A 21,893-nucleotide genomic window follows, 5' to 3' on the forward strand; every position below is an offset into this window, starting at 1 on the left:
AGGGGGGGGGGGTGCGCCCCCGCCGCCCCCCCCCCCCCACCGCCACTCCCCGCGGCGGGCTTTCGTGGCAAATCCCCTGTTCCGGGAATTTCACCTGGTTCGGGATCCAAGCACATCAATCGGCTGATTTTCCCGACGCGCCGCCGACATGCCCGGACAGCCCCCGCGAACGCCGTAGACAGGACTCCCCCGTTCCCGATCCCTCCAAGGGAGTCCGGCATGACCATCGCCCCCGCCAAGCTCTCCGACCCCACCGTGCGGGCCTTCGTCACCGCGGTCAACGCGGGCGACCGCGAGGCCTTCTTCCGCGTGCTCACCCCGGACGCCACCATGTCCGACGACGGCTCCGACCGCGACCTCGACGAGTGGGTGGACCGGGAGATCTTCGGGCCGAACGGCCGGATGGACGTCCAGACCGAGTCCTCCGGCGGCCACGCGCTGGTCGCCAACTTCACCAACGAGACCTGGGGCGAGATGCGCACCGCCTGGCGGTTCACCGTCGACGGCGGGAAGATCAGCCGCTTCGAGACCGGCCAGGCCTGACCCGGCACCCGAGCGGCGTCAGGACAGGCCCAGGCACTCCCGCACCGCGCGGATCAGGCTGCGCGAGCGGACGTCCCCGGTGACACCCGGCTGCATGCCGTTGGTGACGTACCCGAAGCCGAGCCCGAGCTCCGGGTCGGCGAAGCCCAGCGAGCCGCCCCGGCCCGGGTGGCCGAAGCTCGCCGGGGAGGCCATCGGCGCGGTCGGGCCGTGCCGCCAGAAGCCGAGGCCGAAGGTGGAGTTGACGATCAGCACCTTGTCGGGGCCGTTCACCACCGGCCCGACCGCGCGGGCCAGCACCTCCGGACCGAACAGCGGCGGCAGCAGCGCGCCGGAGCCGTCCGGGCGGTCGGCCGCGCCGATCAGCGCCGCGTAGAACCGGGCCACCGAGCGGGCGGTGCCGATGCCGCCCGCGCCCGGGATCTCGGCGGCCTGCACCGCCGGGTCGTTCATGTTCACCCCCGGCAGCACCGAGGCGAAGGCGCGGGCGGTCAGCGAGGTCGGGTCCTGGTAGGCGTCCCGGACGGACTGCTTGGGCCGCAGCCGCAGCCCGCTCGGGCCGGTCCGCGCCGCTTCCGGGGCCGGCAGGTCGACCAGCTTGCCGACCCGGGGCGCGGCGCCGGCCGGCAGCCCGATCCACAGGTCCAGCCCGAGCGGCCGGGCGATCTCCTCGGCGAAGTACTGGCCGACCGTACGGCCGCTCACCCGGCGCACCACCTCGCCGACCAGCCAGCCGAACGTGTACGGGTGGTAGCCGTGCGCCGTCCCCGGCTCCCAGGCCGGCGCCTGCGCGGCCACGGCGGCCACCGCCCGCTCCCAGGTCAGGACGTCCTCCAGGCGCAGCGGCACGTCCAGCGCCGGCACCCCGGCCCGGTGCGACAGCAGCCAGCTCACCGGCACCGCGCCCTTGCCGGCCGCCGCGAACTCCGGCCAGTACGAGGCCACCGGTGCGTCCAGGTCGAGCAGGCCGCGCTCGGCCAGCAGCAGCGCGGTGGCCGCGGTCAGGCCCTTGGTGACCGAGCGCAGGACCTGGGCGGTGTCCGCCGTCCACGGCACCGCGGGCGCCGGCCGCCCACCGACCTCGGGCCGGGCGTCCCCGCCCCACAGGTCGACCACCTTGCGCCCGCGCACGTACAGCGCGAACGCCGCGCCCAGTTCGCCGTACTCGGCGAAGTTCCGTGCGAAGGCCTCCCGTACGGGCTCGAACCCCTCGGCCGTCTCGCCCCAGATGTCCACCACCGCGTGCCGTCCTCAGGTCGTTCGTCGCCGCCCAGTTGATCGATCCCGCGTTCGAAGCGGGCTCGGAAACCCTAGCCTGTCGCTCATGAGCAATCCTGCCGAAGAGCTGCTGGACATCGTCGACGACAACGACCGGGTGATCGGGACCGCGCTGCGCGGGGAGGTGTACCGGCAGGGGCTGATCCACCGCTGCGTCTTCGTCATGGTCCGCGATCCGGCCGGCCGGATCTTCGTCCACCGCCGCACCGACACCAAGCTGTTCGCCCCCGGCGCGTACGACATGTGGGTCGGCGGCGTGGTCGGCTCCGGCGAGACCTACGCCGAGGCCGCCGTCCGCGAGGCCGAGGAGGAACTCGGGGTGCACGGCATCGCCCCGCGGCCGATCTTCAAGTTCCTCTTCCGGGAACCCGACGGCGGCAAGCTCTCCTGGTGGTGCGACATGTACGAGGCGGAGTGGGACGGCCCGGTCTCCCCGCAGGAGTCCGAGGTCGCCTGGCACGCCTGGCTCACCCCGGCCGAGCTGTCCGAGCGCCTCGCCCGCGACACCTTCGTGCCCGACGGCCTGGAGGCCTACCGCCGCTACCTGGAACTCCGGGCCGGCTAGGGCGGAGGCCCCGGCCCGTCCGGCCGGGCGGGCCGGGCCGGGTCCCTCCGGCCGGGTCTGTCCAGCGTCCGGAACGAGCGCAGGCCAGGCCGCATGGGCCCGCGGGCGGCCGCCGGATAGGCTGACGCGCATGGCCTCCCGTACGCCGTCGCCGACGGCCGACCGCGCAGCACGGACCGCCGCCGTCCCCGACCGGGGCGCCGCGGGTGAGCGGCCGCGCCGGCGGCTGAGCGTGGACGAGCGGCGGGAGCAGCTGATCGCCGTGGCGCTGGAGCTGTTCAGCCGGCGCCCGCCGGAGGAGGTGTCGATCGACGACATCGCCGCCGCCGCGGGCGCCTCCCGGCCGCTGGTCTACCACTACTTCCCGGGCAAGCAGGCGCTGTACGAGGCGTCGCTGCGGCGCGCCGGGCGGGAGCTCTCGGCCCGGTTCGAGGAGCCGATGGAGGGCCCTCTGTCGGACCGGCTGTACCGGGTGATGGGCCGCTACCTGGACTTCGTGCAGAGCCACGGGCCGGGCTTCGCCGCACTGCTGCGGGGCGGCTCGGTCGCGGCCAGCGCGGGCACCTCTGCGGTGATCGACGAGGTGCGCCGGGCCGCGCACGACCAGATCCTCGCCCACCTGGCGGTCCCCGCGCCGAGCCCCGGCCTGCGGCTGACCGTCCGGGCCTGGATCGCCAATGCCGAGATCACCTCGCTGGAGTGGCTGGCCGAGCGGTCCGTTCCGCTGGAGGAGCTGCAGCTGCACCTGGTGCAGGAGTTCGTCGCCTCGCTCACCCTGACCGCCGCCCGGGAGCCCGCGCTCGCCGCCGAGCTGGCCTCCTTCTTCGCCGACGAGCGGCCCGACGGGCCCACCGGGCGGCTGGTCCAGGACCTCGCAGGGCTGTTCGCCGTGCCCGGCATCCTCGACGCGGTCACCGCCCTGGCCGGCGGGGCGCAGTCCGCCGGGTCGGCGGACGAAGCGTCCGCGCAGGCCATGGAGGGTTCCGCCGCGGCCCCCACGGAGTGATCATCGGGTGATCCTGCGGTTCGGCGACGGCGGTGGGCTCTGATAGGAATGGGCGGGGACCTGACGGCCCGCCGTCCGGGCGGGCCCGGTCCCACCCGAACCACCGACGGCAGACGGAGCAGAGCGGGGGGGCTCACCAGTTGACCCAGGACGTCCAGTTCAGCGCGGAGGCCAACCCCTTCGCGGCGGCCGAACAGGTCTGCGCGACCCTCGGCATCCTCACCGACGCCCTCTTCGACGAGCACACCTCGCGTCACCCGGCGGCCGTGCTGAGCACCCTGAAACCGGCTGAACACCCCGCCGCCGAGGCGCTGTTCAGCCTGCGCCTGGCCCCCAACGGGCCGGTGCACGAGGCCCTCGACCGGCTGGGCACGGTGATCACCGCCGGCACGGCCCGGCCGGGCACCGGCACGCGGGTCGCCGACCGGGTCACCGCCGCGCTGCACCAGCGCTACGGCGGCGGAGCCGTGCGCGGCGCCATCGCCGACCGGGGCACCACCTCGGCCGCGCTGTTCCAGCTGCCGGTCACCGGCGAGTTCGCGGACGCCAAGCTGCGCCCGCCGTTCGCCCCGGCGCTGGCCGCGCTGGCGGCCGGGCAGCAGACCCGGCAGCCGGTCGAACTCGCCACCGACGCGGGCACCGAGGTCCGGCTGGTCGTCCCGCCGGGCTTCCACCCGCTGACCTCCCCCGGCGGGCCCGCCGGGGCCTCCGCCCGTACGGTGCCCCCGCTTCCGGACGGCGGTGACGGTGCCGCGGACGCCGACGGGGCCGACCGGGCCACCGTGGCGGCGGCCACCGAGCTGACCGGGCACCTGGCCGAGGTCGCCGAGGAACTGTTCAGCGCCACCGGCCCGGAGCCGCGCCGCGACTTCGCGGTGATCGCGGCGACCCTGACCGACCTGGTGCAGGACGCGGGCGTCCGCTACGCGGGCGTGTGCGCGCTGGAGGTCGACGGGCGCGCCTCCGAGGCCACGCTGGTCATCTCGCTCGCCCGCCACCCGCTGCCGATCACCGCGTTCGCCACCGAGCTGGCCACCGTACGGCGGCACGCCGAGGTCTGGACGGTGCTGCTGCCCGCCGGTCCGGCCGCCGTCCTGGTGGAGGGGCGGACCGTCCCGGTGCCCGGACCGCTGGCCGCCGACGGGCAGCGCCGCTGGCTCGTCACCTCGGCCGTCCAGGCCTTCGTGCCGCTGCCGGACGGCGGATCCGTGCTGTGCGCCCAGCTGTCCACGGCCCGGCCGGAGGACTGGGAGATGTACACGGAGGCGTTCGCGGAGCTGCTGAAGAGCATCCAGTTCGGCTGGGACGGCGTGCCGCTCACGGCGGCGGCCGCGCCCGCGTCGGCGCCGGTGCCGGTGCCGGTGCCGGTGCCGCCTCCCGCGGCTCCTACCACCGCCCCCGCCCCCGCGCCGACCGCTGCGCCGGTGGCCGGGGAACCGGAGGAGAAGCCGGTGCACCTGCGCGGCACGCCGGTGCGCATCCCGCCCGCGGACTTCAACCCCTTCGCACCCGTCGCGCAGGAGGAGGCGGCGGCGGACGCCGCTGCCGCGGCCGTCGGCACGGAGCGGGTCGAGCGCAAGGGCACGCCGGTCATGATCCCGCCGCCGGACTTCGACCCCTTCGGCATCTCGGGTCTGGCTCCGACCTCGGACGAGCCGCAGGCGGAGGCCACGGCCGACGCCGAGGCGGAGCCGGAGCACCGGCCGTTCGGCTGAGACCGGACGGAGGCCGGCCGAGCCGGGAGTACCGCCGACGACTGACAACTGACAGATTTCAGATTTCGTTCGCTGAACCGTGTCAGTCGTCAGTTGTCAGTCGTCAGTTGTCAGTCGTCAGTTGTCAGTCGGGCACCCGGCCGGACGCCACACCTTGGTCGCGGTGGCCACCGCCACGCCCCGCTCCCGGATGATCCGCCGAGGGGACGACACCCGGGCGCCCGGCTTCAACTCCCCTGCCGCGATCCGGCGTCGGAGCTCGGCCGCGATCCGCTCCGAAGGCGTCCCGCCGTCCACCACGAACACCACCGTCCGCTCGACCGCACCGGTGCACCACTGGCACCCGCGCCAGCAGTCGGCCGCACGACCCCGGACGGGACCCAACCGGCACGGGCCTCCGGCCAGTTGGCGGCCGCCCTCGCCAACCGGAGCGAGCGGCGGCCCTGTTCAGCCGAAGCGCCGCGCCAGGTGCACCACGTCCGGCACACCCCGGCTCACCGGAACCTCCCGGCTGACCACGTCCGCGAAACCCGCGGCCCGCAGCGCCTCCTCGAAGTCCGCCGACGGCTGTGCGCTCCACACCGCCAGCACCCCGCCCGGCCGCAGCCGGTGCCACAGCACCGCGAGCCCGTCGGCCCCGTACAGCCCGGAGTTGGAATCGGTGACGGTCCAGTCCGGACCGTTGTCGATGTCCAGGCACAGCGCGTCGTAGCGCTCGCCGTCGGACGCCGCCAGGTACGCCAGCAGGTCGGTGTGGATCACCGCGACCCGCTCGTCGTCCAGCGCACCGTCGGAGAAGCCGCCCAGCGGGCCGCTGCGGTGCCAGTCGATGATCGCGCTCTCCCGCTCGACGACGGCGATCCGCCCCCAGCGCGGCTCCGCAACCGCGTACGCGAGCGAGAAGCCGACCCCGAGCCCGCCGATCAGCACCGACGGCGCGGCCACGTCTGCGCCGGTCCGGTCCAGCTCGTCCAGCGCCGCCTGGACCAGCAGCCGCTCGGAGCGTCCGTCGGCGGTGTCCATCAGGAAGCACCCGTTGGCGATGATCTCGTAGTGCCGTCCGCGCTGCCGCAACACCACCTCGCCGAACGGGCCCTGCCGCCGGTCGAGGGTGACGACGGCCTCGGGGCCGTCCCGTTCGGGCAGTGCGGTGGTCATGCGTCCTCCTCGACGGACTCGGCAGCGGGATCGTCCCGGTACGGGCGATCACCCGCCCGACAATAACCGAGTCCGCACACGTCCGGCCCGTGAAAAAAAATGGCCCCAAGGACAGGGCCGGGCCCCGAAAGGGCCCGGCCCGGACGCGAGCCGCCCCGTCAGGTCGTGATCAGCACCCCCGCGTAGGACACACCGGCGACGACCACCCACGAGCCGAGCCCGAGCAGCGCGATCCGGCCGCCGGTCCGCACCATGGTCGGCAGGTGCACCGCGCTCCCCAGCCCGAACAGCGCGGCGGCGAGCAGCAGTTCCTGGGCGTCCCCGGCCAGCGTGAGCGCCCGCTCGGGCAGCACCCCGGTGGTGCGCAGCACGATCATCGCCAGGAACCCGGCCACGAACAGCGGCACGAAGGGCGGCCGGCTGCCGCTCCTGGCCACACCGTCCGCACTGCCGGCCGAGGCCCTGCGCGCGTGGCGCCGCACCATCACGGCGACACCCGCGACCAGCGGCGCCAGCAGCACCACCCGCATCAGCTTGACCAGCACCGCCTCGCGCAGGGCGCCGGGACCGCCGGTCTGCGCGGTGGCGACCACCTGCCCGACGTCGTGCACGCTCGCGCCGACCCAGCGCCCGAACTCGATCTCGCCGAGCCCCAACGGGTGCTGCAGCAGCGGCAGTACGGCGATCGCCAGCGTCCCGCACAGGGTGACCAGCGCGACCGAGGAGGCGACGTCCTCCTCCTCGCTGCCGGCCGCCTGGCTGACCGCGCCGATCGCCGAGGCCCCGCAGATCGAGTAGCCGGTGGCGACCAGCAGCGGCTGGTCCCCCGGCAGTCCGAGCCGTCGGCCCAGCCAGAGCGTGCCGGCGAAGGTCGCGGCGACCACGGTGAGCACCATGGCGACGGTGGCCCAGCCGAGGCCGAGCACGTCGTCCAGGCTGAGCTTGAGCCCGAGGAGGACGATCCCGAGCCGCATCAGCCGCTTCCCGGCCGTCGACAGCCCCGGCCGGGCGACCCCGCGGACCACCGGGCGCAGCCCGGGCAGGTGGGCGGCCGCCATGCCGAGCACGACGGCGGCGGTGAGCTTGGGCACGGCCGGGACGGCCGCGTGGACGGCGACCGCGGCGGCCACCCCGGCCGCCGCGAGCAGCAGGCCGGGGGCGTCCCCGCCGAGCGGGGGCAGTGAGCGGGTGCGGGCGGCCCGCTCCCGGAGGGTCAGTGCCACGCCGCCGCTCACCGCTCCTGGTCGGCGGGGAGCCGGTAGACCCGCCGGATGCTGGTGCCGAGCCGCGAGACGTCCGCGCCGTACACGTGGATGGAGATGGCGGTGGTGCTGCAGGCGTTGCGCACCAGGTGGATGTCGCCGGGCGGGGCGAAGGCGGCGACCGTCCCGGCCGGGCCGGCCACGTGCTCGGTCTCGACCAGCCGGGAGCTGCGCCCGTCGGAGACCAGCCGGTAGCGGGTCTCGCTCTCCTGGCCCTGGTGGACCCCGGCCACGCACCAGGAGACGTGGTCGTGGATCGGGGTGTGCTGGCCGGGCAGCCAGACCAGGGCGACGACGGAGAAGCTGCCGTCCGCCTCGGCGTGCAAGACGTGCTGGCGGTAGCGCTGCGGGTCGCCCTCGCGCTGGGCGGGGGTCAGCAGGGCGTCAGGCCCCTCGGGGGAGGTGAGCAGGTGCGGGGCGAGGCGTTCGCCGACCAGGTACGCGGTGAGTTCGGGAGGCAGTCCGCGGTCCACGACGGCGCGGATCTCGCTGACCAGCGCGGCCATCCGCTCGGTGAGCCGGTCGCTGCCGACCGTGGCTGAGGATGTCATATCAGCAGGTTCGGACCAACCGACCTATCAGGTCCAACGAGGGTTCCTAAGCAACACCCCCATTCGCGCTTATGGAACGGAGCAGCCCGGGCCGGAACTCGGCCGGCCTCAGCACCCGACCCGGCTCGCCGCCGCCTGGCGCAGGTGGTCCAGCACCAGCGCGGTGGCCGGGATCCGCCGGTGCTCGCGCAGCACGTACGCGCTCACCTGCCGGCGCAGGTGCGGCTCGACGGCCCGCCCGGTGACCTTGCGGTGGCACATGAAGGAGAGCACCAGCGCGGGCATCAGCGCGATGCCGACCCCGGCGGCGACCAGGCTCTGCACCGCGAGGTTGTCGTCGGTGGAGAACACGATGTCCGGCGCGAAGCCCTCCTCCGCGCAGACGTGCAGCAGGTTGGCCCGGCAGCGCGGGCAGCCGGCGATCCAGCGCTCGCCGTCGAGGTCGGCCAGCCGGACGGCGTGCCGGCGGCCGAGCGGGTGGCCGACCGGCAGCAGCACGGTGAGCAGGTCCTCCATCAGCGGGATCTCGTCCAGCCCGTCCGGCACCTCGGTGGCCTGGCCCGGGTAGCGGAAGGCCAGCGCGATGTCGCACTCGCCGCGCAACAGCCGCTGGACGGAGTCCGGCGGCTCGGCCTCCAGCAGCTCGACCCGGACGCCGGGGTGCTCGGCGAGCAGCCGGGCCATCGCCTCCGGTATCAGGGTGGCGTTGGCGCTGGGGAAGGCGCAGACCCGTACCCGCCCGGCGCGCAGCCGGGCGAGCGCGGCGAGCTGCTGCTGGGCGGCGGAGAGGCTGCCGAGGATCAGTTCGGCGTGCCGGGAGAGCGCCTCGCCCGCCTCGGTGAGCCGCAGGCCGCGGCCGGCGCGAGTGAACAGCGGGACGCCGACGGTGCGTTCGAGGGCCTTCATCTGCTGGGTGATGGCGGGCTGGGTGTAGCCGAGCTCCCGGGCCGCGGCCGAGTAGGAACCGGCTCGGACGACCTCGTGGAACGTCCTGATGTGCCGCGAGTCGAACACCGGCTCCATGGCCCCTCCGCCCGGTCGTCTGTCGCCTGCCTCCGCAATCATAAGAGGAATTTGGAGGTCCTGGTCCCGACCCCACCCGCACCTATGGTTCAGACCCGAACCAGCCGTCCCACGCCAAGGGGACTCACACCGCGTCGGGCCCTCTACTGCGCCGACGGCGGCAGCCCCATCGCCACCTCCGCCTTGGCCACCGGTGCCCCGCCCCGCACGCTCGGACTGCGGCGGCTGCTCCGCTCGACCCAGCGGGCGAGCCAGGACAGCAGCAGACACATGCCGATGTAGATCGGCGCGATCACCATCACCACCGGGATGAACGGCAGGTCGTAGTCCAGGTTGGTGGCGATCAGCTTGCCCGCGTGCAGGAACTCCTCGAAGGTGATCAGGAAGCCCAGCGAGGTGTCCTTGAGCGCGACCACCAGCTGGCTGATGATGGCCGGCAGCATCGCCCGGTTGGCCTGCGGCACCAGCACGTACGTCATCACCTGGGTCTTGCGCATGCCCAGCGCGTACGCCGCCTCCCGCTGGCCCTTGGGCACCGCGAGCACACCGGCCCGGAACACCTCGGCCAGCACCGAGCCGTTGTAGAGCACCAGCCCGGTCACCAGCGCCCACACCGGCTGCACCTTGAGGGCGACGAACACGAAGAAGATCATCACCAGCAGCGGCATGGCCCGGAAGAACTCCACCACCAGCGTGGCGAACCAGCGCACCGGCCGGTGGTCCGACAGCCGCCCGGCCGCGAACAGCGCGCCGAACGGCAGCGCGAACAGCACCGTCAAGCCGAAGGCCAGAAGGGTGTTGCCCAGGCCGCGCAGCAACAGGTCCTGCACGCCCTGGTACGTGAAGGGCTCCCACTTGGCGTAGGTGAACTGCTGGGTGTGGAACAGTATGTAGACGACCCAGCCGATCAGCGCCGCGATCAGCAGGAGCGCGATCCCGCCGTAGAGCCGGTGCCGGGCCAGCGCCTTCGGACCGGGGACGTCGTACAGCGCCGAGGATTCAACGGTCATCGGGACACCGCCACTCGTCGTTCCAGCAGGTTGAAGACGGCGCTGATGGCCAGGGTGATGATCAGGTAGCCGACGGCGATCCAGAAGAAGGTCCAGATGATGCTGTAGCCCAGCTCGTTGACGGTCCGGTAGGTGCCCAGCAGCTCGGTGACGCTGAACGAGCCGGCGATCGCCGTGTTCTTCGCCAGCGCGATCATCACACTGCCGATCGGCGCCACCACCGAGCGGTACGCCTGCGGCAGCACCACCAGGCCCATCGTCTGTCCGAAGGTCATGCCCAGGCTGCGGGCCGCCTCGCCCTGCCCGGGCGGAACGGTGTTGATGCCCGAGCGCATCGACTCGCAGACGAAGGCCGAGGTGTAGCAGCCGAGGGCGAGCACGGCGAAGGTGTGGAAGGGCAGGGTGATGTCGAACCGGGGCAGGCCCAGCACCACGATGAAGAACAGCAGGGTCAGCGGCGTGTTGCGCAGCACCGTCACCCACACCGTTCCGAACGCCCGCAGCGGCCGGACCGGCGAGACCCGGAAGCCCGCGATCAGCACGCCCAGCACCAGCGACAGCACGGCGCTCAGCGCGAAGAGCGAGAGCGTGCCGAGGAAGCCCTCCCAGTAGATCGACCAGTTGCCGGTCAGCGTTTTCACGGGGCGGCCCTCTCAGTACCGGTCGATCGCGGGCGGGGTCGGCGCGGGTTCCCCGGACAGGCCGAGGGTCGCCTCGAAGGCCTTCTTCCAGTCACCGTTCCGCTCGTGGTGCTCCAGGGCGTCGTTCAGCGCCCCGCGCAGCACGGTGTCGTTCTTCGGCGTGCCGATCCCGTACGGCTCGGTCGAGAACAGCGGGCCCACCACCTTGAGCTCGTCCGGCACCTTGGCCGCGTAGCCCAGCAGGATCGCGTTGTCGGTGGTGACGGCGTCGACCTGGCCGGTGATCAGGTTGTCCACGCACGCCGAGTAGGTGTCGTAGCCGATCAGGTGCGCCTTGGGGTACTGCGACTGGATGCGCTGGTACGGGGTCGACCCGGACGCCGAGCAGACCTTCTTGCCGTCCAGGTCCTGCGGCCCGTGGATGCTGTCGTCGTTCTTGCGCACCAGCAGCGACTGCCCTGCGATGAAGTACGGCCCGGCGAAGCCGACCAGCTTCTTGCGGTTGTCGTTGATGGTGTAGGTGCCGACGTAGTAGTCCACCTGGCCGTTCTGCAGCGCGGTCTCGCGGTTGGCCGAGGCGATGGTCTTGAACTGGATCTTCTCCGGCGGGAAGCCGAGGGAGGCACCGAGCATCTTGGCGATCTCGATGTCGAAGCCGGAGTACACGCCAGTGGCCGGGTTCTTCTGGCCCAGGTACGGCTGGTCCTCCTTGGCACCGACCACGAGGTGACCCCGGTTGCGGGCGGCGTCCAGGGTCGGCGAGCCGGTGATCGAGGAGGCGTCCTGCACCTGGTAACTGGGCAGCGAGCTGGGCTGGGGGCCCTTGGGCGGCGGGGTGCCGGGCTTGCCGCAGCCGGTCACCAGCACGGCGAGCAGCAGGACGGCGGCGGTCAGGCGGCCGCGCGGCCGCGCGGTGGGCGTCGTCGTACGGTTCACGGCGCCGCCCTCAGTGCTTCAGGATCTTGGACAGGAAGTCCCGGGCGCGCTCGCTCTCGGGGGCGCTGAAGAAGTCCTCCGGGGCCCGGTCCTCGACGATCCGTCCGTCGGCCATGAACACCACCCGGTTCGCGGAGGCCCGGGCGAAGCCCATCTCGTGGGTGACCACCACCATCGTCATGCCCTCGCTGGCGAGCTGGCGCATGACGTCCAGCACCTCGTTGATCATCTCGGGGTCGAGCGCCGAGGTCGGCTCGTCGAACAGCAGCACCTTCGGGTCCATCGCCAGCGCGCGGGCGATCGCGACCCGCTGCTGCTGGCCGCCGGAGAGCTGGGCCGGGTACTTGTCGGCGTGCGCCGAGAGGCCGACCCGATCCAGCAGCGAGCGGGACTTGGCGTCCGCCTCCGCCTTGCCGCGGCCGCGGACCTTGATCTGGGCGAGCGAGACGTTCTGCAGCACGGTCCTGTGCGCGAACAGGTTGAAGGACTGGAACACCATGCCGACCTCGGCGCGCAGCTTGGCCAGCCCCTTGCCCTCCGCGGGCAGCGCCTGGCCGTCGATCAGGATGGTGCCGCGCTCGATCGGCTCCAGCCGGTTGATGGCCCGGCAGAGCGTGGACTTGCCGGAGCCGGACGGGCCGATCACCACGACGACCTCGCCCCGGCCGACCGTCAGCTCGATGTCCTGCAGCACGTGCAGGTCGCCGAAGTGCTTGTTGACCCCGCGCATCTCGATCAACGGCGCGAAATCCGGGGGACCCGTCGGGGCCGGTTCGGGAACGGTGTTCACCGGCCGCGCCGCCCCTTCAGCAGCCAGCCCAGTACACCGCCGGCGACCAGCGTCGCCAGCAGCGCGATCCACAGCGGCGCGGTCACGGTGAACACCCAGAACTGGATCTTGACCTTGTCGAGGTTGGCGAAGAGGAACCACACCGCGAGGATGACGATGACGCCGATCCCGACGTACCGCGTGGGGATCCCGCCGATTTCGCTGCGCCGGCGGCGGGACGAGCCGTCTGAAGTCTTGGTCACCCGGAGCAGTCTGCTGACCGGGCTGACGCTTTGCCCGGTTACGCGCCCATCCGGGCCATGGAGTAACCCGTACGGGGCAATCCGGCCCCGTACGGGTTTCGAACCGCCGCTACACTTCCGCGCCCTCCCGGTCCGGCATGCTCAGCGTTCGTCCCGCCAGGAGCGCCAGAGCGCCGCGTACGGGCCGCCGGCCGCGACCAGTTCCGGGTGGCTGCCGTACTCGCTGATCCGTCCGTCCTCGACCACCGCGATCACGTCCGCGTCGTGCGCGGTGTGCAGTCGGTGGGCGATGGCGATGACCGTCCGGCCCTCCAGCACCCGGGACAGCGAGCGCTCCAGGTGCCGGGCGGCCCGCGGGTCCAGCAGCGAGGTGGCCTCGTCCAGCACCAGGGTGTGGGGATCGGCCAGCACCAGCCGGGCCAGGGCGAGCTGCTGGGCCTGGGGCGGGGTCAGCGAGGTTCCGCCGGAACCGACCTCGGTGTCCAGCCCCTCCGGGAGGGCGTCCACCCAGGCCCCGGCGTCCACCGCGTCCAGCGCGGACCGAAGTTCGGTGTCGTCCGCCTCGGGCGCGGCCAGCCGCAGGTTGTCCCGGAGGGTGCCGACGAACACGTGGTGCTCCTGGTTGACCAGGGCGACCTCCGAGCGCACCCGCTCGGCCGGCATCCGGGACAGCGCCGCCCCGCCGAGGGTGACGCTGCCGCGGCCGGGCGCGTAGATCCCGGCCAGCAGCCGACCGAGGGTGGACTTTCCCGCCCCGGACGGGCCGACCAGCGCGACCCGGCTGCCCGGGGCGACGTCCAGGCTGATCCCGTGCAGCACGTCCGCACCCTCGCGGTAGCCGAAGCGGACGTCCCGGGCCTCGACCCGGCGGCCGTCCGGACGCGCCGACTCGTCCCCCTCGTGCTCGGGCACCTCGTGCACGCCGACCAGCCGGGCCAGCGAGGCCTGACCGATCTGCAGCTCGTCGTACCAGCGCAGGATCAGGTCCACGGGACCGCTCAGCATCTGGGCGTACAGGACGCCGGTGGTCAACTGGCCGACGGTGAGCCAGCCCTTGAGGGTGAACAGCCCGCCGACCACCAGGGTGGCCAGCACCGCCGAGGTGTAGACCGCGTCGATGGTCGGGAACCAGACCGAGCGCAGCCAAAGGGTGTAGCGCTCCCAGGCCAGCCACTCGCGCAGTTTGCGGTCCGTCAGCCGGACCCGCTGCTCGCCCAGGCGCAGCGCCTCGACCGTCCGCCCGGCGTCCACCGTCTCGGCCAGCACGTTGCTCACCGCCGCGTACCCGGCCGACTCGTTGCGGTAGGACTGCGGGGCGCGCCGGAAGTACCAGCGGGAGCTCGCCAGCAGCAGTGGCAGCCCGACCAGCGCGGTCAGGGCGAGCAACGGCGAGGTGACCAGCAGGGCTCCGACCACCAGCAGCAACGACACCACCGCGACGGCGAGTTCGGGCACCGCCTCGCGCACCGACTTGTCCAGCCGGTCGATGTCGGTGGTGCCCCGGGAGACCAGGTCCCCGGTGCCGGCCCGCTCCAGCACTCCGGTCGGCAGCGCGACCGAGCGGACCAGGAAGTCCTCGCGCAGGTCGGCCAGCACCCGCTCGCCGAGCACCGACCCGCGCATCCGCGACCAGCCGGTAAAGGCGGACTGCACCGCGAGCGCCAGCAGGTACCAGCCGACCGCCACCGCGATGGTGGCGTCGGCGGTGCCGGTGGCCAGCGACTCGACCAGGCTGCCCAGCACCCAGGGCCCGACCAGCCCGGCCAGGGTGGCCACCGAGTGCAGCGACACCACGGCGGTGAACCCCCGCCGGTGCCGCCGCGCCAGCAGCCCCAGGTAGCGGCGCACGGCGGCCGGGGAGCCGACCGGCAAGGTGGTGGCCGGCCCCTGCTCCTCGTGGACGGGGGGCTTCATGACGTACTCCTCGTTGGTTGGGCCCGACAGCGGGCCGGACTGCAGACCGGACTGCAGGCCGGGCGGCGGACGGCAGGGACGACGCGGACGAGGGCGCTCATACCGGCGCGGCCTCCTCGTCCCGGGTGACCACGGCCCGGTAGGCCGGTTCGGTGCGCATCAGTTCGCGGTGCCGACCGGCTGCGACCGCCCGGCCGTCGCGCACCAGCACCACCCGGTCGGCCCGGTCGAGCAGCAGCGGGCTGGTCGCGAACACCACGGTGGTGCGCCCGGCCCGGGTCTCCCGCAGCCCGGCGGCGATCCGGGATTCGGTGTGGGCGTCCACCGCGCTGGTCGGCTCGTCCAGCACCAGCACCGGCGGGTCGGCCAGCAGCGCGCGGGCCAGCGCCAGCCGCTGGCGCTGGCCGCCGGACAGCGAGCGCCCGCGCTCGGTGATCCGGGCGCGCATCGGATCCCCCGCGCACTCCGGCGAGCCGTCCAGGAGCGCCTCCAGCACGTCCTCGGAGCGGGCCGCGGCGAGCGCCTCGGCCACCGGCACCCGACCGGAGGACGGGATGTCCAACAGCTCGGCCAGCGTGCCGGAGAGCAGCACCGGCTCCTTGTCGTGGACCAGCACCGCGGCCCGGGCCTCGGCCAGCGGCACGGTGTCCAGCTCGGTGCCGCCGAGCCGGACGGAGGGCAGTTCCGGCTCGCCCTCGGCCAGCGGGACGTGCCCGCCGAGCCGCTCGGCGAGCGCCCCGGCGAAGTCCGGGTCCCCGCAGACCACGGCGGTCAGCTCACCGGCACGGGCGGTCAGCCCGGTGGCCGGGTCGTGCAGGTCGGACCGGCCCGGCCGCGCCAGCACGCCCTCGGCCGCGCCGCCCGTCCGGCTGAGCGAGAGCACCCGCGCGGCCCGTCCGGCGGAGACCCGGGCGACGCTCCAGGCGTGCGCCGCCTCGCCCAGGATCCGCAGCGGCGCGGCGAGGAAGGCGGTCGCGCCGTAGACCGCGATCAGGGTGCCCACGCCGAGGTCTCCGGAGGCCGCCAGCCGGGCGCCGTACCACGTCACCCCGACCACGAACAGGCCGGGCAGCAGCACCTGTTGGGCCTGCATCAGCGACCACACCCGGGCCGAGCGCACCGCCGCCGCGCGGACCTTCTGGGAGGCCGTCCGGTAGCGCTCCAGGAACAGCTCCTCGCCGCCGATGCCGCGCAGCACCCGCAGCCCGGCCACCGTGTCGGCGGCCAGCTCGGTGGCCTTGCCGCCGAGCTCGCGCTGCTTCTCGTAGCGCCGCTCGAACGGCCCGATCAGCGGCCAGACCGAGGCGGCCAGCACCGGGACGCCGAGCAGCACCCCGATCCCGAGCACCGGCTCGACCACCAGCACCACCGTGCTGACGGCCAGCCAGACGATCACCGCGGCCCGGACCCTGGCGATCAGTTCGACGTACCAGCCGATCCGCTCGACGTCCCCGCTGCCGACCGCGACCACCTCGCCGGTGGCGATCCGCCGGGACAGCCCGGCTCCGAGGTGCGAGGCCTGGCCCGCCACCAACTGCCGTACGTGGCAGGCGGCGTGGATCCAGTTCCAGACCGCCTGCCGGTGCAGCAGCACGGTGCCGCACGAGGCGACGACGGACAGCAGCAGGGCGAGCGCGCCGGCCCGCCAGATCCCGCCGGCGTCGCCGTCGACGACGGCCTGGACGCCGTGCCCGAGCGGGACGGGCAGCGCGGCCTGGGCTCCCATCTCGACCAGCGCCCAGCAGGTGGCGCGGACCTGCCCGCGCCGCTGGGCGCGCTGGAGCCAGCGGAGGAAGGCCAGGGGTGAGGAGAGGTCGGGACTGCCGGGGTCGGCCAGCGGCAGTGGGGTGAGCGGCATGACACTCCGATGCGAAGGTGCGAGGGTGCGAAGGCTGCGGGAGGTACGGAGGTACCGAGGGAGCGAGGGAGCGGAGGTACCGGGGAACGCAGGTACGGGAGTACGGCGGTACCGGGACGCGGGAGATATGGGCGCGGGCCGTACGGCGCGGCCGCCCCGCTCACGCACGAGGACGGGCGATGGACGCGCGGCGCAACTGCGCGGCGACGTCGACACGTCCGGCGGAGGCGCCGGACGGACGAGGGATGGGCACGAAGGACCCGGTCTCAGGAGGTCATGTCCGCGAGCCTGCCAAGCCCGGTGTGATCCGCGCAACAGGTTTTCCGCGGCCCGGTCGCGCAGGCCCCGGCGCCGCGCCCCCCGGCGTACGCCACGCCGTCGTAAAGCTTCGCCAAGGATTCGCCCGAACGGCGGGAACAATCATGCCGGGGCACCAGTTGCCCCCTCTGGAACCAACGGACGACCAGGAAGGCATCCCTTCCCGTGAGCAACATCCCCAGCGTCACCCTGAACGACGGCACGCAGATCCCGCAGCTCGGATTCGGCGTGTGGCAGGTGCCCGACGCCGAGGCCACCCCCGCGGTCCGCACCGCGATCGAGGCGGGCTACCGCTCCATCGACACCGCCGCGATCTACGAGAACGAGACCGGCACCGGCGCGGCCATCGCCGAGGCGCTCGCGGGCGGCCTCGCCCGCGAGGACCTCTACGTCACCACCAAGCTGTGGAACTCGGGCACCCGCGACTGGTCGGGCGAGCAGGGCCGCGACGCGGTGCTGCGCGAGTTCGACGCCTCCCTGGAGAAGCTCGGCCTCGACTACATCGACCTGTACCTGATCCACTGGCCGCGCCCGATGCACGGCACCTTCCTGAACGTCTGGAAGGCCATGGAGCAGCTGAAGGAGGGCGGCCGGGTCAAGTCGATCGGCGTCTCCAACTTCGGCCCCGAGCAGCTGACCCGCCTGCTGGACGAGGCCTCGGTCGTCCCGGCCCTCAACCAGGTCGAGCTGCACCCGTACTTCCCTCAGGAGGAGCTGCGGGCCTTCCACGCCCAGCACGGCATCGCCACCGAGGCGTGGAGCCCGCTGGGCCAGGGCGGGGAGCTGCTGGCCGAGCCCGCGCTGGCGAAGATCGCCGAGAAGCACGGCCGCACGGTCGCCCAGGTGGTGCTCCGCTGGCACCTGCAGAGCGGCGTGATCGCCATCCCGAAGTCGGTCACCCCGTCCCGCATCCGGGAGAACCTCGACGTCGCCGGCTTCGAGCTGGACGCCGAGGACCTCGCGGCGATCGCGGGTGTCGCCACCGGCAAGCGGATCGGCCCGGACCCGCAGGGGTTCGACTGGAACTGACGACGGTCGCGGGGGCGCCGCCCGAACCGGCCCGGCGCCCCCCACAACGACAGTCCGAAGAAATCTGACAGTCGATCATATGGAAGTACCGCCCGTTCCGATCAGGACGAGCGGTACTTCGGTGTGCCCGGATTCACCCGCGCCCACGGCCGGCCGATGTCGACGGCCGAGGACTTCAGAATCTTTGGTGAATCGTTTTGGCTGTTGTTACCAAAGCTTGGGCTAGAGCCTCGCCGCCTTGGCGATGAGCGCGAGCGCAGCCTCGTGCTCCTCCTCCGCCAGCGGCGCGAGCAGCAGCCGCTGGACCTCGGCCACCCCGGCGGCCGAGCGGTGCAACAGGTCCTGACCCGCCGGTGAGAGCGAGAGCAGGTTGCGCCGCCCGTCCGACGGGTCCCGCCGGCGCTGCACCAGACCGCGGCGCACCAACCGGCTGACCATCTCGGCCATCGTGGCCTTGTCCAGCGAGGCCAGCTCGCCGACCGTGCGCTGGTCCGCGCCCGGCTCCAGCTCCAGCGCGTCCAGCACGGCGAACTGCGGAGCCGTCAGCTCCGCCCCGACGTGCTCCGACCAGAGCTTGGTGTGCACCTGCTGGCCGACCCTGATCAGGTAGCCGATCGCCCGCTGGGCGTCCAGTATCGGCCGGGCGTCGGAGAAGACGGCCACCGCCGCGGGCTCCAGCCTGGCTATCTTGGCCATCACCCGGACGATCTCGACCTGCTCCTCGGGCGTGAGCGGCTCGAACAGCACCCGCTGGACGCGGACCACACCACCGGTGGCCTCGCGCACCGCCTGGGCGCCGCTCTGCGAGAGGGCGAGCAGCTTGCGCCGGCCGTCGGCCGGGTCACGCCTTCGCAGCACGAGGCCGCGGCGGACCAGCCGCGCGACCATCTCCGCCATCGTGGCCTTGTCGAGCGAGGCGCGCTCGCCGACCGTCCGCTGGTCCGCGCCCGGTTCGAGGGCGAGCACCAGCAGGACCGCGAACTGCGGAGCCGTGAGATCGGCTCCGACGTGCTCGGACCACAGACGGGTGTGGACCTGCTGCGCAACGCGAATGAGGTGTCCGGGCGACTGCTGCAGTCGCGCGGACACGCGGGTTGTCGGGATCTCCCCCAGCACCATGTATCCGTCCCGATGTCACACCCGGTGTGTGTGGGACACCCGGGTGGGGCAGTAACGGCGAGTGGGCGTCCAGCTATGAGGGAGGGCGCTCCAGCCGTGCAGCCGGTGGCTGCTGGCGGACACTATACAAACGGCGGGCCCTTGCTGGCAGGCAGGGGCGGATAGTAGACGCAGGTTCGGCAACATTGGCATATTTACGCGCTGCCACGCCCTTGCAGTAACCCGTTCTCAGCAGAAAGCCGACCGGTCGGTCCTTACCGACCGTCACCTGCGTCTCTCCACCCTGGCCGCCATCCCTACCCGCCGGTAGGGTGTGGGCACCCTCTCCGGGGGCACTCCCCGGAGGCACCCCCGAGAGAGACGAGAGCGAGCATGACCGAGCAGAGCACCGCCCCCCGGGTCGCGGTCGTCACCGGCGCCGCCCGCGGGCTGGGCGCCGCCACCGCCGTGCGGCTGGCCGCCGACGGCTACGCGGTCGCGGTCCTGGACCTGGACGAGGCGGCCGGCAAGGACACCGTCGACCGGATCACGGCCGCCGGCGGGCGGGCCCTGGCCGTCGGCGCCGACGTCTCGGACGCCGAGCAGGTCCAGGCCGCCGTCGACCGGGTGGTCGCCGAGCTCGGCGCCCCCGTCGTACTGGTCAACAACGCGGGCGTGCTCCGCGACAACCTCCTCTTCAAGATGTCCGAGTCCGACTGGGACACGGTCATGAACGTTCACCTGCGCGGCGCCTTCCTGATGACCCGCGCGGTGCAGAAGCACATGGTGGACGCCGGTTTCGGCCGCATCGTCAACCTGTCCTCCTCGTCCGCCCAGGGCAACCGCGGTCAGGCCAACTACTCCGCCGCCAAGGCCGGCCTGCAGGGCTTCACCAAGACTTTGGCCATCGAGCTGGGCAAGTTCGGCATCACGGCCAACGCCGTCGCTCCCGGCTTCATCGCCACGGACATGACCGCGGCCACCGCAGCCCGGGTCGGCATGGACTTCGAGGACTTCAAGCGGGCCGCGGCCTCCCAGATCCCGGTCCAGCGGGTCGGCGAGCCGGAGGACGTCGCCAACACCATCTCCTTCCTCGCCGGCGAGGGCGCCGGCTTCGTCTCCGGCCAGGTGATCTACGTCGCGGGCGGCCCCCTCGACTGAGCACGGAACCTACACAGGGTTACCACGGAGTGGGAAGCCGGGCCGACCGGCCTCCCGCTCCGTTTTCTTTACCGGGGCTTTTGCAGAATCATTCGAAGACCACACGGGCATTCGATCCCGGAATACTGGAAATCACTCCCCGGGTCACCCGCGGGTGACCTAATTGTCGATTTCCCGGGAAAATGACAATTTGCTCCGGGATACTCCCGGTCGGGTGGGTATGGTCACCCTCGTGCAATCCAGAAGTACCGCCGCTCGCATTCCGCGGCAGGAGCCGGAACACCGCACCGACGACCGCAGGGAACTCCCGGCCCCCGACCGCGCCCCGGCCCGCTCGCCCGGCCCGACCCGCTCCGGTCTGACCGGACCCGGCCTCACCGGACCCGACCCGACCGCCCGCGACCGCGGCGAGCCCGGCTGGCCCCCGATGAGCCGCCGCCGGGCCGCCCTGTTCGCCGGGACCTTCGCGGTCTACCTGCTGGTGCTGGCCGGGGTGCTGCTCAACACCGACCTGGTCGACCTCGACTGGTCGGTCCGCCTGCTGCGCCCGTACGAGCGGTGGCCCAGCCTGGAGCCGGTGCTCAACGCCTGGGTGGTGGTCGGCCAGCGCGGGCCCAGCGCCATCGCCGCCTTCGCCTGGCTGCTCTGGCGCGCCCGCCGGCTCGGCCGGCTGCGACCGCTGCTGGTGATGGGCGTCGCCCTGCTGCTGCTCAACATCACGGTAGGCGCGGTCAAGATCGTCACCGGCCGGCTCGGTCCGCACTACGCCCAGTACGTCGGCTCTCCCGAGCTGTTCTCCGGCGGCACCATCTTCCCCTCCGGCCACACCGCCAACGCCGTGGTCACCTGGGGCGTGCTCGCCTACCTCGCCGTCCGCTGGCGGCGCACCGGCGCGGCGGTCGCCGCCGCCACCGCCTGCTCGATCGGCCTGACCACCGTCTACCTGGGCACCCACTGGGTCTCCGACGTGCTGGCCGGCTGGGCCGCCGGGCTGCTGGTACTGCTCTCCCTGCCGCTGCTGGAACCGCTGGTCGCCGTCGCCGAGCAGCGCCTCCACCGACGGTTCGCGCGCTGAGCCCGACCGCCCGGGAGCGCCTATCCCTCCCAGCTGCGCTCGACCACACCGTCCCGCACCGCGAGGTTGAGCCGCCCCTCCCGGTACTCCATGGTGATCAGCTGGCCCGGCTCCAGCACCCGGGCCGAGGCCCAGCCGTGCCGCCGGGCCAGCTCCCGGGCCCGCTCGATCCGCAGCCCCGCGTACCCCTCGGCGTCCTCGCCCGCCGTGCCCGCCCCCGCGGCGTCCGCCCCCGTCATCGCGCCTCCCCGGCTCTCCCCCTCGGACGTACGCTGGAATCGTAGCCCCCACCCGCGCGGCCCGGAGGTGAACGGCGATGCGCACCACCACCCAGCGACGTTGGCGCAGCGGCACGGAGCCCGCCACCGCCCGCAGCGACCTCAAGCTCCGCTATCTGCTCGCGCTGACCTTCACCCCGCTGTTCGCGCTGGGGACGGTGGGCTTCGCGCTCTGGGCGGCCTCCTCGCCGGTGAACGGTGCGCCCAGCCGGGGCACCCTGACCGGTTTCGCGATCGCCCTCGGGCTGATCACCCTGTTCGCCGTCGTCGACCTCGTGGTGGTCATCCGGCGCCGCCGGACCGAGCTCTGACGCGGTGTCTCCCCCGGAGTGGGGGGGGGGGGCGGCCCGCCGCCCCCCCCCCCCCCCCCCCCCCGGGGGCCCCCCCCGGGGTGAAACACGGGCGGGCCGAGGGCCCCCCCCCCCCCCGAGCCCACACGAGA

Annotated in this window: 23 protein-coding genes; 8 read left to right on the forward strand and 15 right to left on the reverse strand. The window is 73.3% G+C overall.

Going from position 1 to position 21,893, the window contains the following annotated elements; translation table 11 throughout:
- The first annotated feature begins 219 nt into the window (after positions 1-219).
- Positions 220-543 carry a nuclear transport factor 2 family protein gene (locus ACFV1W_RS08255; RefSeq protein WP_380414249.1) on the forward strand — a complete coding sequence of 108 codons (324 nt, stop codon included), beginning with the start codon at positions 220-222 and terminating at the stop codon, positions 541-543.
- Positions 544-561: 18 nt separating this feature from the next.
- Here the strand turns inward: ACFV1W_RS08255 and ACFV1W_RS08260 are convergent, their stop codons facing one another.
- Positions 562-1,782: a serine hydrolase domain-containing protein gene (locus ACFV1W_RS08260; RefSeq protein ID WP_380414251.1), complete on the reverse strand. Its 1,221-nt coding sequence runs from the start codon at positions 1,780-1,782 to the stop codon at positions 562-564.
- 85 nt (positions 1,783-1,867) lie between these two features.
- On the opposite strand from ACFV1W_RS08260, the gene ACFV1W_RS08265 reads away from it, so the two are divergent.
- The 3 genes from ACFV1W_RS08265 to ACFV1W_RS08275 all read left to right on the forward strand — a co-directional run bounded on the left by ACFV1W_RS08265 (position 1,868) and on the right by ACFV1W_RS08275 (position 5,107).
- A complete protein-coding gene (locus ACFV1W_RS08265; RefSeq protein ID WP_380414253.1) occupies positions 1,868-2,386 on the forward strand; it encodes an NUDIX hydrolase in 519 nt (172 codons plus the stop codon).
- Positions 2,387-2,516: 130 nt separating this feature from the next.
- Entirely contained in the window at positions 2,517-3,392 is an 876-nt protein-coding gene (locus ACFV1W_RS08270; protein WP_380414254.1) for a TetR/AcrR family transcriptional regulator, read from the forward strand.
- A 140-nt stretch (positions 3,393-3,532) separates the two neighbouring features.
- Positions 3,533-5,107, forward strand: a complete 1,575-nt coding sequence (locus ACFV1W_RS08275; protein ID WP_380414256.1) for a hypothetical protein — start codon at positions 3,533-3,535, stop codon at positions 5,105-5,107.
- A 117-nt stretch (positions 5,108-5,224) separates the two neighbouring features.
- Here ACFV1W_RS08275 and ACFV1W_RS08280 read toward each other — a convergent pair whose 3' ends face one another.
- The 12 genes from ACFV1W_RS08280 to ACFV1W_RS08335 form a co-directional block, all read right to left on the reverse strand.
- The gene (locus ACFV1W_RS08280) at positions 5,225-5,491 is read right to left on the reverse strand and encodes a hypothetical protein (RefSeq protein ID WP_380414258.1); all 267 of its coding nucleotides are present in this window, start codon (positions 5,489-5,491) and stop codon (positions 5,225-5,227) included.
- A 63-nt stretch (positions 5,492-5,554) separates the two neighbouring features.
- Positions 5,555-6,265 carry a spermidine synthase gene (locus ACFV1W_RS08285; protein ID WP_380414260.1) on the reverse strand — a complete coding sequence of 237 codons (711 nt, stop codon included), beginning with the start codon at positions 6,263-6,265 and terminating at the stop codon, positions 5,555-5,557.
- A gap of 158 nt (positions 6,266-6,423) precedes the next feature.
- Complete coding sequence (locus ACFV1W_RS08290; protein ID WP_380414432.1) at positions 6,424-7,482, reverse strand: YeiH family protein; 1,059 nt, start codon at positions 7,480-7,482, stop codon at positions 6,424-6,426.
- Between the two features lie 14 nt (positions 7,483-7,496).
- Complete coding sequence (locus ACFV1W_RS08295) at positions 7,497-8,078, reverse strand: cysteine dioxygenase (RefSeq protein WP_380414261.1); 582 nt, start codon at positions 8,076-8,078, stop codon at positions 7,497-7,499.
- Positions 8,079-8,186: 108 nt separating this feature from the next.
- Positions 8,187-9,092: a LysR family transcriptional regulator gene (locus ACFV1W_RS08300; RefSeq protein WP_033348451.1), complete on the reverse strand. Its 906-nt coding sequence runs from the start codon at positions 9,090-9,092 to the stop codon at positions 8,187-8,189.
- 152 nt (positions 9,093-9,244) lie between these two features.
- Complete coding sequence (locus ACFV1W_RS08305) at positions 9,245-10,111, reverse strand: amino acid ABC transporter permease (RefSeq protein ID WP_380414263.1); 867 nt, start codon at positions 10,109-10,111, stop codon at positions 9,245-9,247.
- Positions 10,108-10,752 (reverse strand): amino acid ABC transporter permease, encoded by a 645-nt coding sequence (locus tag ACFV1W_RS08310; protein ID WP_380414265.1) that lies wholly within the window; start codon positions 10,750-10,752, stop codon positions 10,108-10,110. The genes ACFV1W_RS08305 and ACFV1W_RS08310 overlap by 4 nt, the downstream gene beginning before the upstream one ends.
- A gap of 12 nt (positions 10,753-10,764) precedes the next feature.
- Positions 10,765-11,688, reverse strand: a complete 924-nt coding sequence (locus ACFV1W_RS08315) for a glutamate ABC transporter substrate-binding protein (RefSeq protein WP_380414267.1) — start codon at positions 11,686-11,688, stop codon at positions 10,765-10,767.
- 10 nt (positions 11,689-11,698) lie between these two features.
- A complete protein-coding gene (locus ACFV1W_RS08320; RefSeq protein WP_380414434.1) occupies positions 11,699-12,427 on the reverse strand; it encodes an amino acid ABC transporter ATP-binding protein in 729 nt (242 codons plus the stop codon).
- Positions 12,428-12,474: 47 nt separating this feature from the next.
- Positions 12,475-12,720 carry a lipopolysaccharide assembly protein LapA domain-containing protein gene (locus ACFV1W_RS08325; RefSeq protein WP_380414269.1) on the reverse strand — a complete coding sequence of 82 codons (246 nt, stop codon included), beginning with the start codon at positions 12,718-12,720 and terminating at the stop codon, positions 12,475-12,477.
- Between the two features lie 141 nt (positions 12,721-12,861).
- The gene (locus ACFV1W_RS08330) at positions 12,862-14,634 is read right to left on the reverse strand and encodes an ABC transporter ATP-binding protein (RefSeq protein ID WP_380414271.1); all 1,773 of its coding nucleotides are present in this window, start codon (positions 14,632-14,634) and stop codon (positions 12,862-12,864) included.
- Positions 14,635-14,731: 97 nt separating this feature from the next.
- Positions 14,732-16,492, reverse strand: coding sequence for an ABC transporter transmembrane domain-containing protein (locus tag ACFV1W_RS08335; protein WP_380414272.1), 1,761 nt, complete (start codon positions 16,490-16,492; stop codon positions 14,732-14,734).
- Between the two features lie 483 nt (positions 16,493-16,975).
- On the opposite strand from ACFV1W_RS08335, the gene ACFV1W_RS08340 reads away from it, so the two are divergent.
- Positions 16,976-17,839 carry an aldo/keto reductase gene (locus tag ACFV1W_RS08340; protein WP_380414274.1) on the forward strand — a complete coding sequence of 288 codons (864 nt, stop codon included), beginning with the start codon at positions 16,976-16,978 and terminating at the stop codon, positions 17,837-17,839.
- Between the two features lie 222 nt (positions 17,840-18,061).
- Here ACFV1W_RS08340 and ACFV1W_RS08345 read toward each other — a convergent pair whose 3' ends face one another.
- Positions 18,062-18,928, reverse strand: a complete 867-nt coding sequence (locus ACFV1W_RS08345) for a MarR family winged helix-turn-helix transcriptional regulator (protein ID WP_380414275.1) — start codon at positions 18,926-18,928, stop codon at positions 18,062-18,064.
- Between the two features lie 402 nt (positions 18,929-19,330).
- Between ACFV1W_RS08345 and fabG the strand changes: the two genes are divergently transcribed.
- The gene (gene fabG / locus ACFV1W_RS08350) at positions 19,331-20,098 is read left to right on the forward strand and encodes a 3-oxoacyl-ACP reductase FabG (protein ID WP_030281264.1); all 768 of its coding nucleotides are present in this window, start codon (positions 19,331-19,333) and stop codon (positions 20,096-20,098) included.
- Positions 20,099-20,330: 232 nt separating this feature from the next.
- On the forward strand, positions 20,331-21,173 hold the full coding sequence (locus ACFV1W_RS08355) for a phosphatase PAP2 family protein (RefSeq protein ID WP_380414278.1): 843 nt from the start codon (positions 20,331-20,333) through the stop codon (positions 21,171-21,173).
- A 20-nt stretch (positions 21,174-21,193) separates the two neighbouring features.
- Here the strand turns inward: ACFV1W_RS08355 and ACFV1W_RS08360 are convergent, their stop codons facing one another.
- Positions 21,194-21,412, reverse strand: a complete 219-nt coding sequence (locus tag ACFV1W_RS08360) for an I78 family peptidase inhibitor (RefSeq protein WP_380414280.1) — start codon at positions 21,410-21,412, stop codon at positions 21,194-21,196.
- A gap of 77 nt (positions 21,413-21,489) precedes the next feature.
- Here ACFV1W_RS08360 and ACFV1W_RS08365 point away from each other — a divergent pair, with 77 nt between their 5' ends.
- Positions 21,490-21,762: a DUF6343 family protein gene (locus ACFV1W_RS08365; RefSeq protein WP_380414281.1), complete on the forward strand. Its 273-nt coding sequence runs from the start codon at positions 21,490-21,492 to the stop codon at positions 21,760-21,762.
- Positions 21,763-21,893 lie beyond the last annotated feature (131 nt).

Source organism: Kitasatospora sp. NPDC059648 (genome assembly GCF_042734825.1).
Lineage (GTDB): Bacteria > Actinomycetota > Actinomycetes > Streptomycetales > Streptomycetaceae > Kitasatospora.

Coding starts and splice junctions, on each gene's coding strand:
- ACFV1W_RS08255 (WP_380414249.1), top strand. CDS start 220: ATGACCATCGCCCCCGCCAAGCTCTCCGACCCCACCGTGCGGGCCTTC.
- ACFV1W_RS08265 (WP_380414253.1), top strand. CDS start 1,868: ATGAGCAATCCTGCCGAAGAGCTGCTGGACATCGTCGACGACAACGAC.
- ACFV1W_RS08270 (WP_380414254.1), top strand. CDS start 2,517: ATGGCCTCCCGTACGCCGTCGCCGACGGCCGACCGCGCAGCACGGACC.
- ACFV1W_RS08285 (WP_380414260.1), bottom strand. CDS start 6,265: ATGACCACCGCACTGCCCGAACGGGACGGCCCCGAGGCCGTCGTCACC.
- ACFV1W_RS08295 (WP_380414261.1), bottom strand. CDS start 8,078: ATGACATCCTCAGCCACGGTCGGCAGCGACCGGCTCACCGAGCGGATG.
- ACFV1W_RS08305 (WP_380414263.1), bottom strand. CDS start 10,111: ATGACCGTTGAATCCTCGGCGCTGTACGACGTCCCCGGTCCGAAGGCG.
- ACFV1W_RS08330 (WP_380414271.1), bottom strand. CDS start 14,634: ATGAAGCCCCCCGTCCACGAGGAGCAGGGGCCGGCCACCACCTTGCCG.
- ACFV1W_RS08335 (WP_380414272.1), bottom strand. CDS start 16,492: ATGCCGCTCACCCCACTGCCGCTGGCCGACCCCGGCAGTCCCGACCTC.
- fabG (WP_030281264.1), top strand. CDS start 19,331: ATGACCGAGCAGAGCACCGCCCCCCGGGTCGCGGTCGTCACCGGCGCC.
- ACFV1W_RS08360 (WP_380414280.1), bottom strand. CDS start 21,412: ATGACGGGGGCGGACGCCGCGGGGGCGGGCACGGCGGGCGAGGACGCC.
- ACFV1W_RS08365 (WP_380414281.1), top strand. CDS start 21,490: ATGCGCACCACCACCCAGCGACGTTGGCGCAGCGGCACGGAGCCCGCC.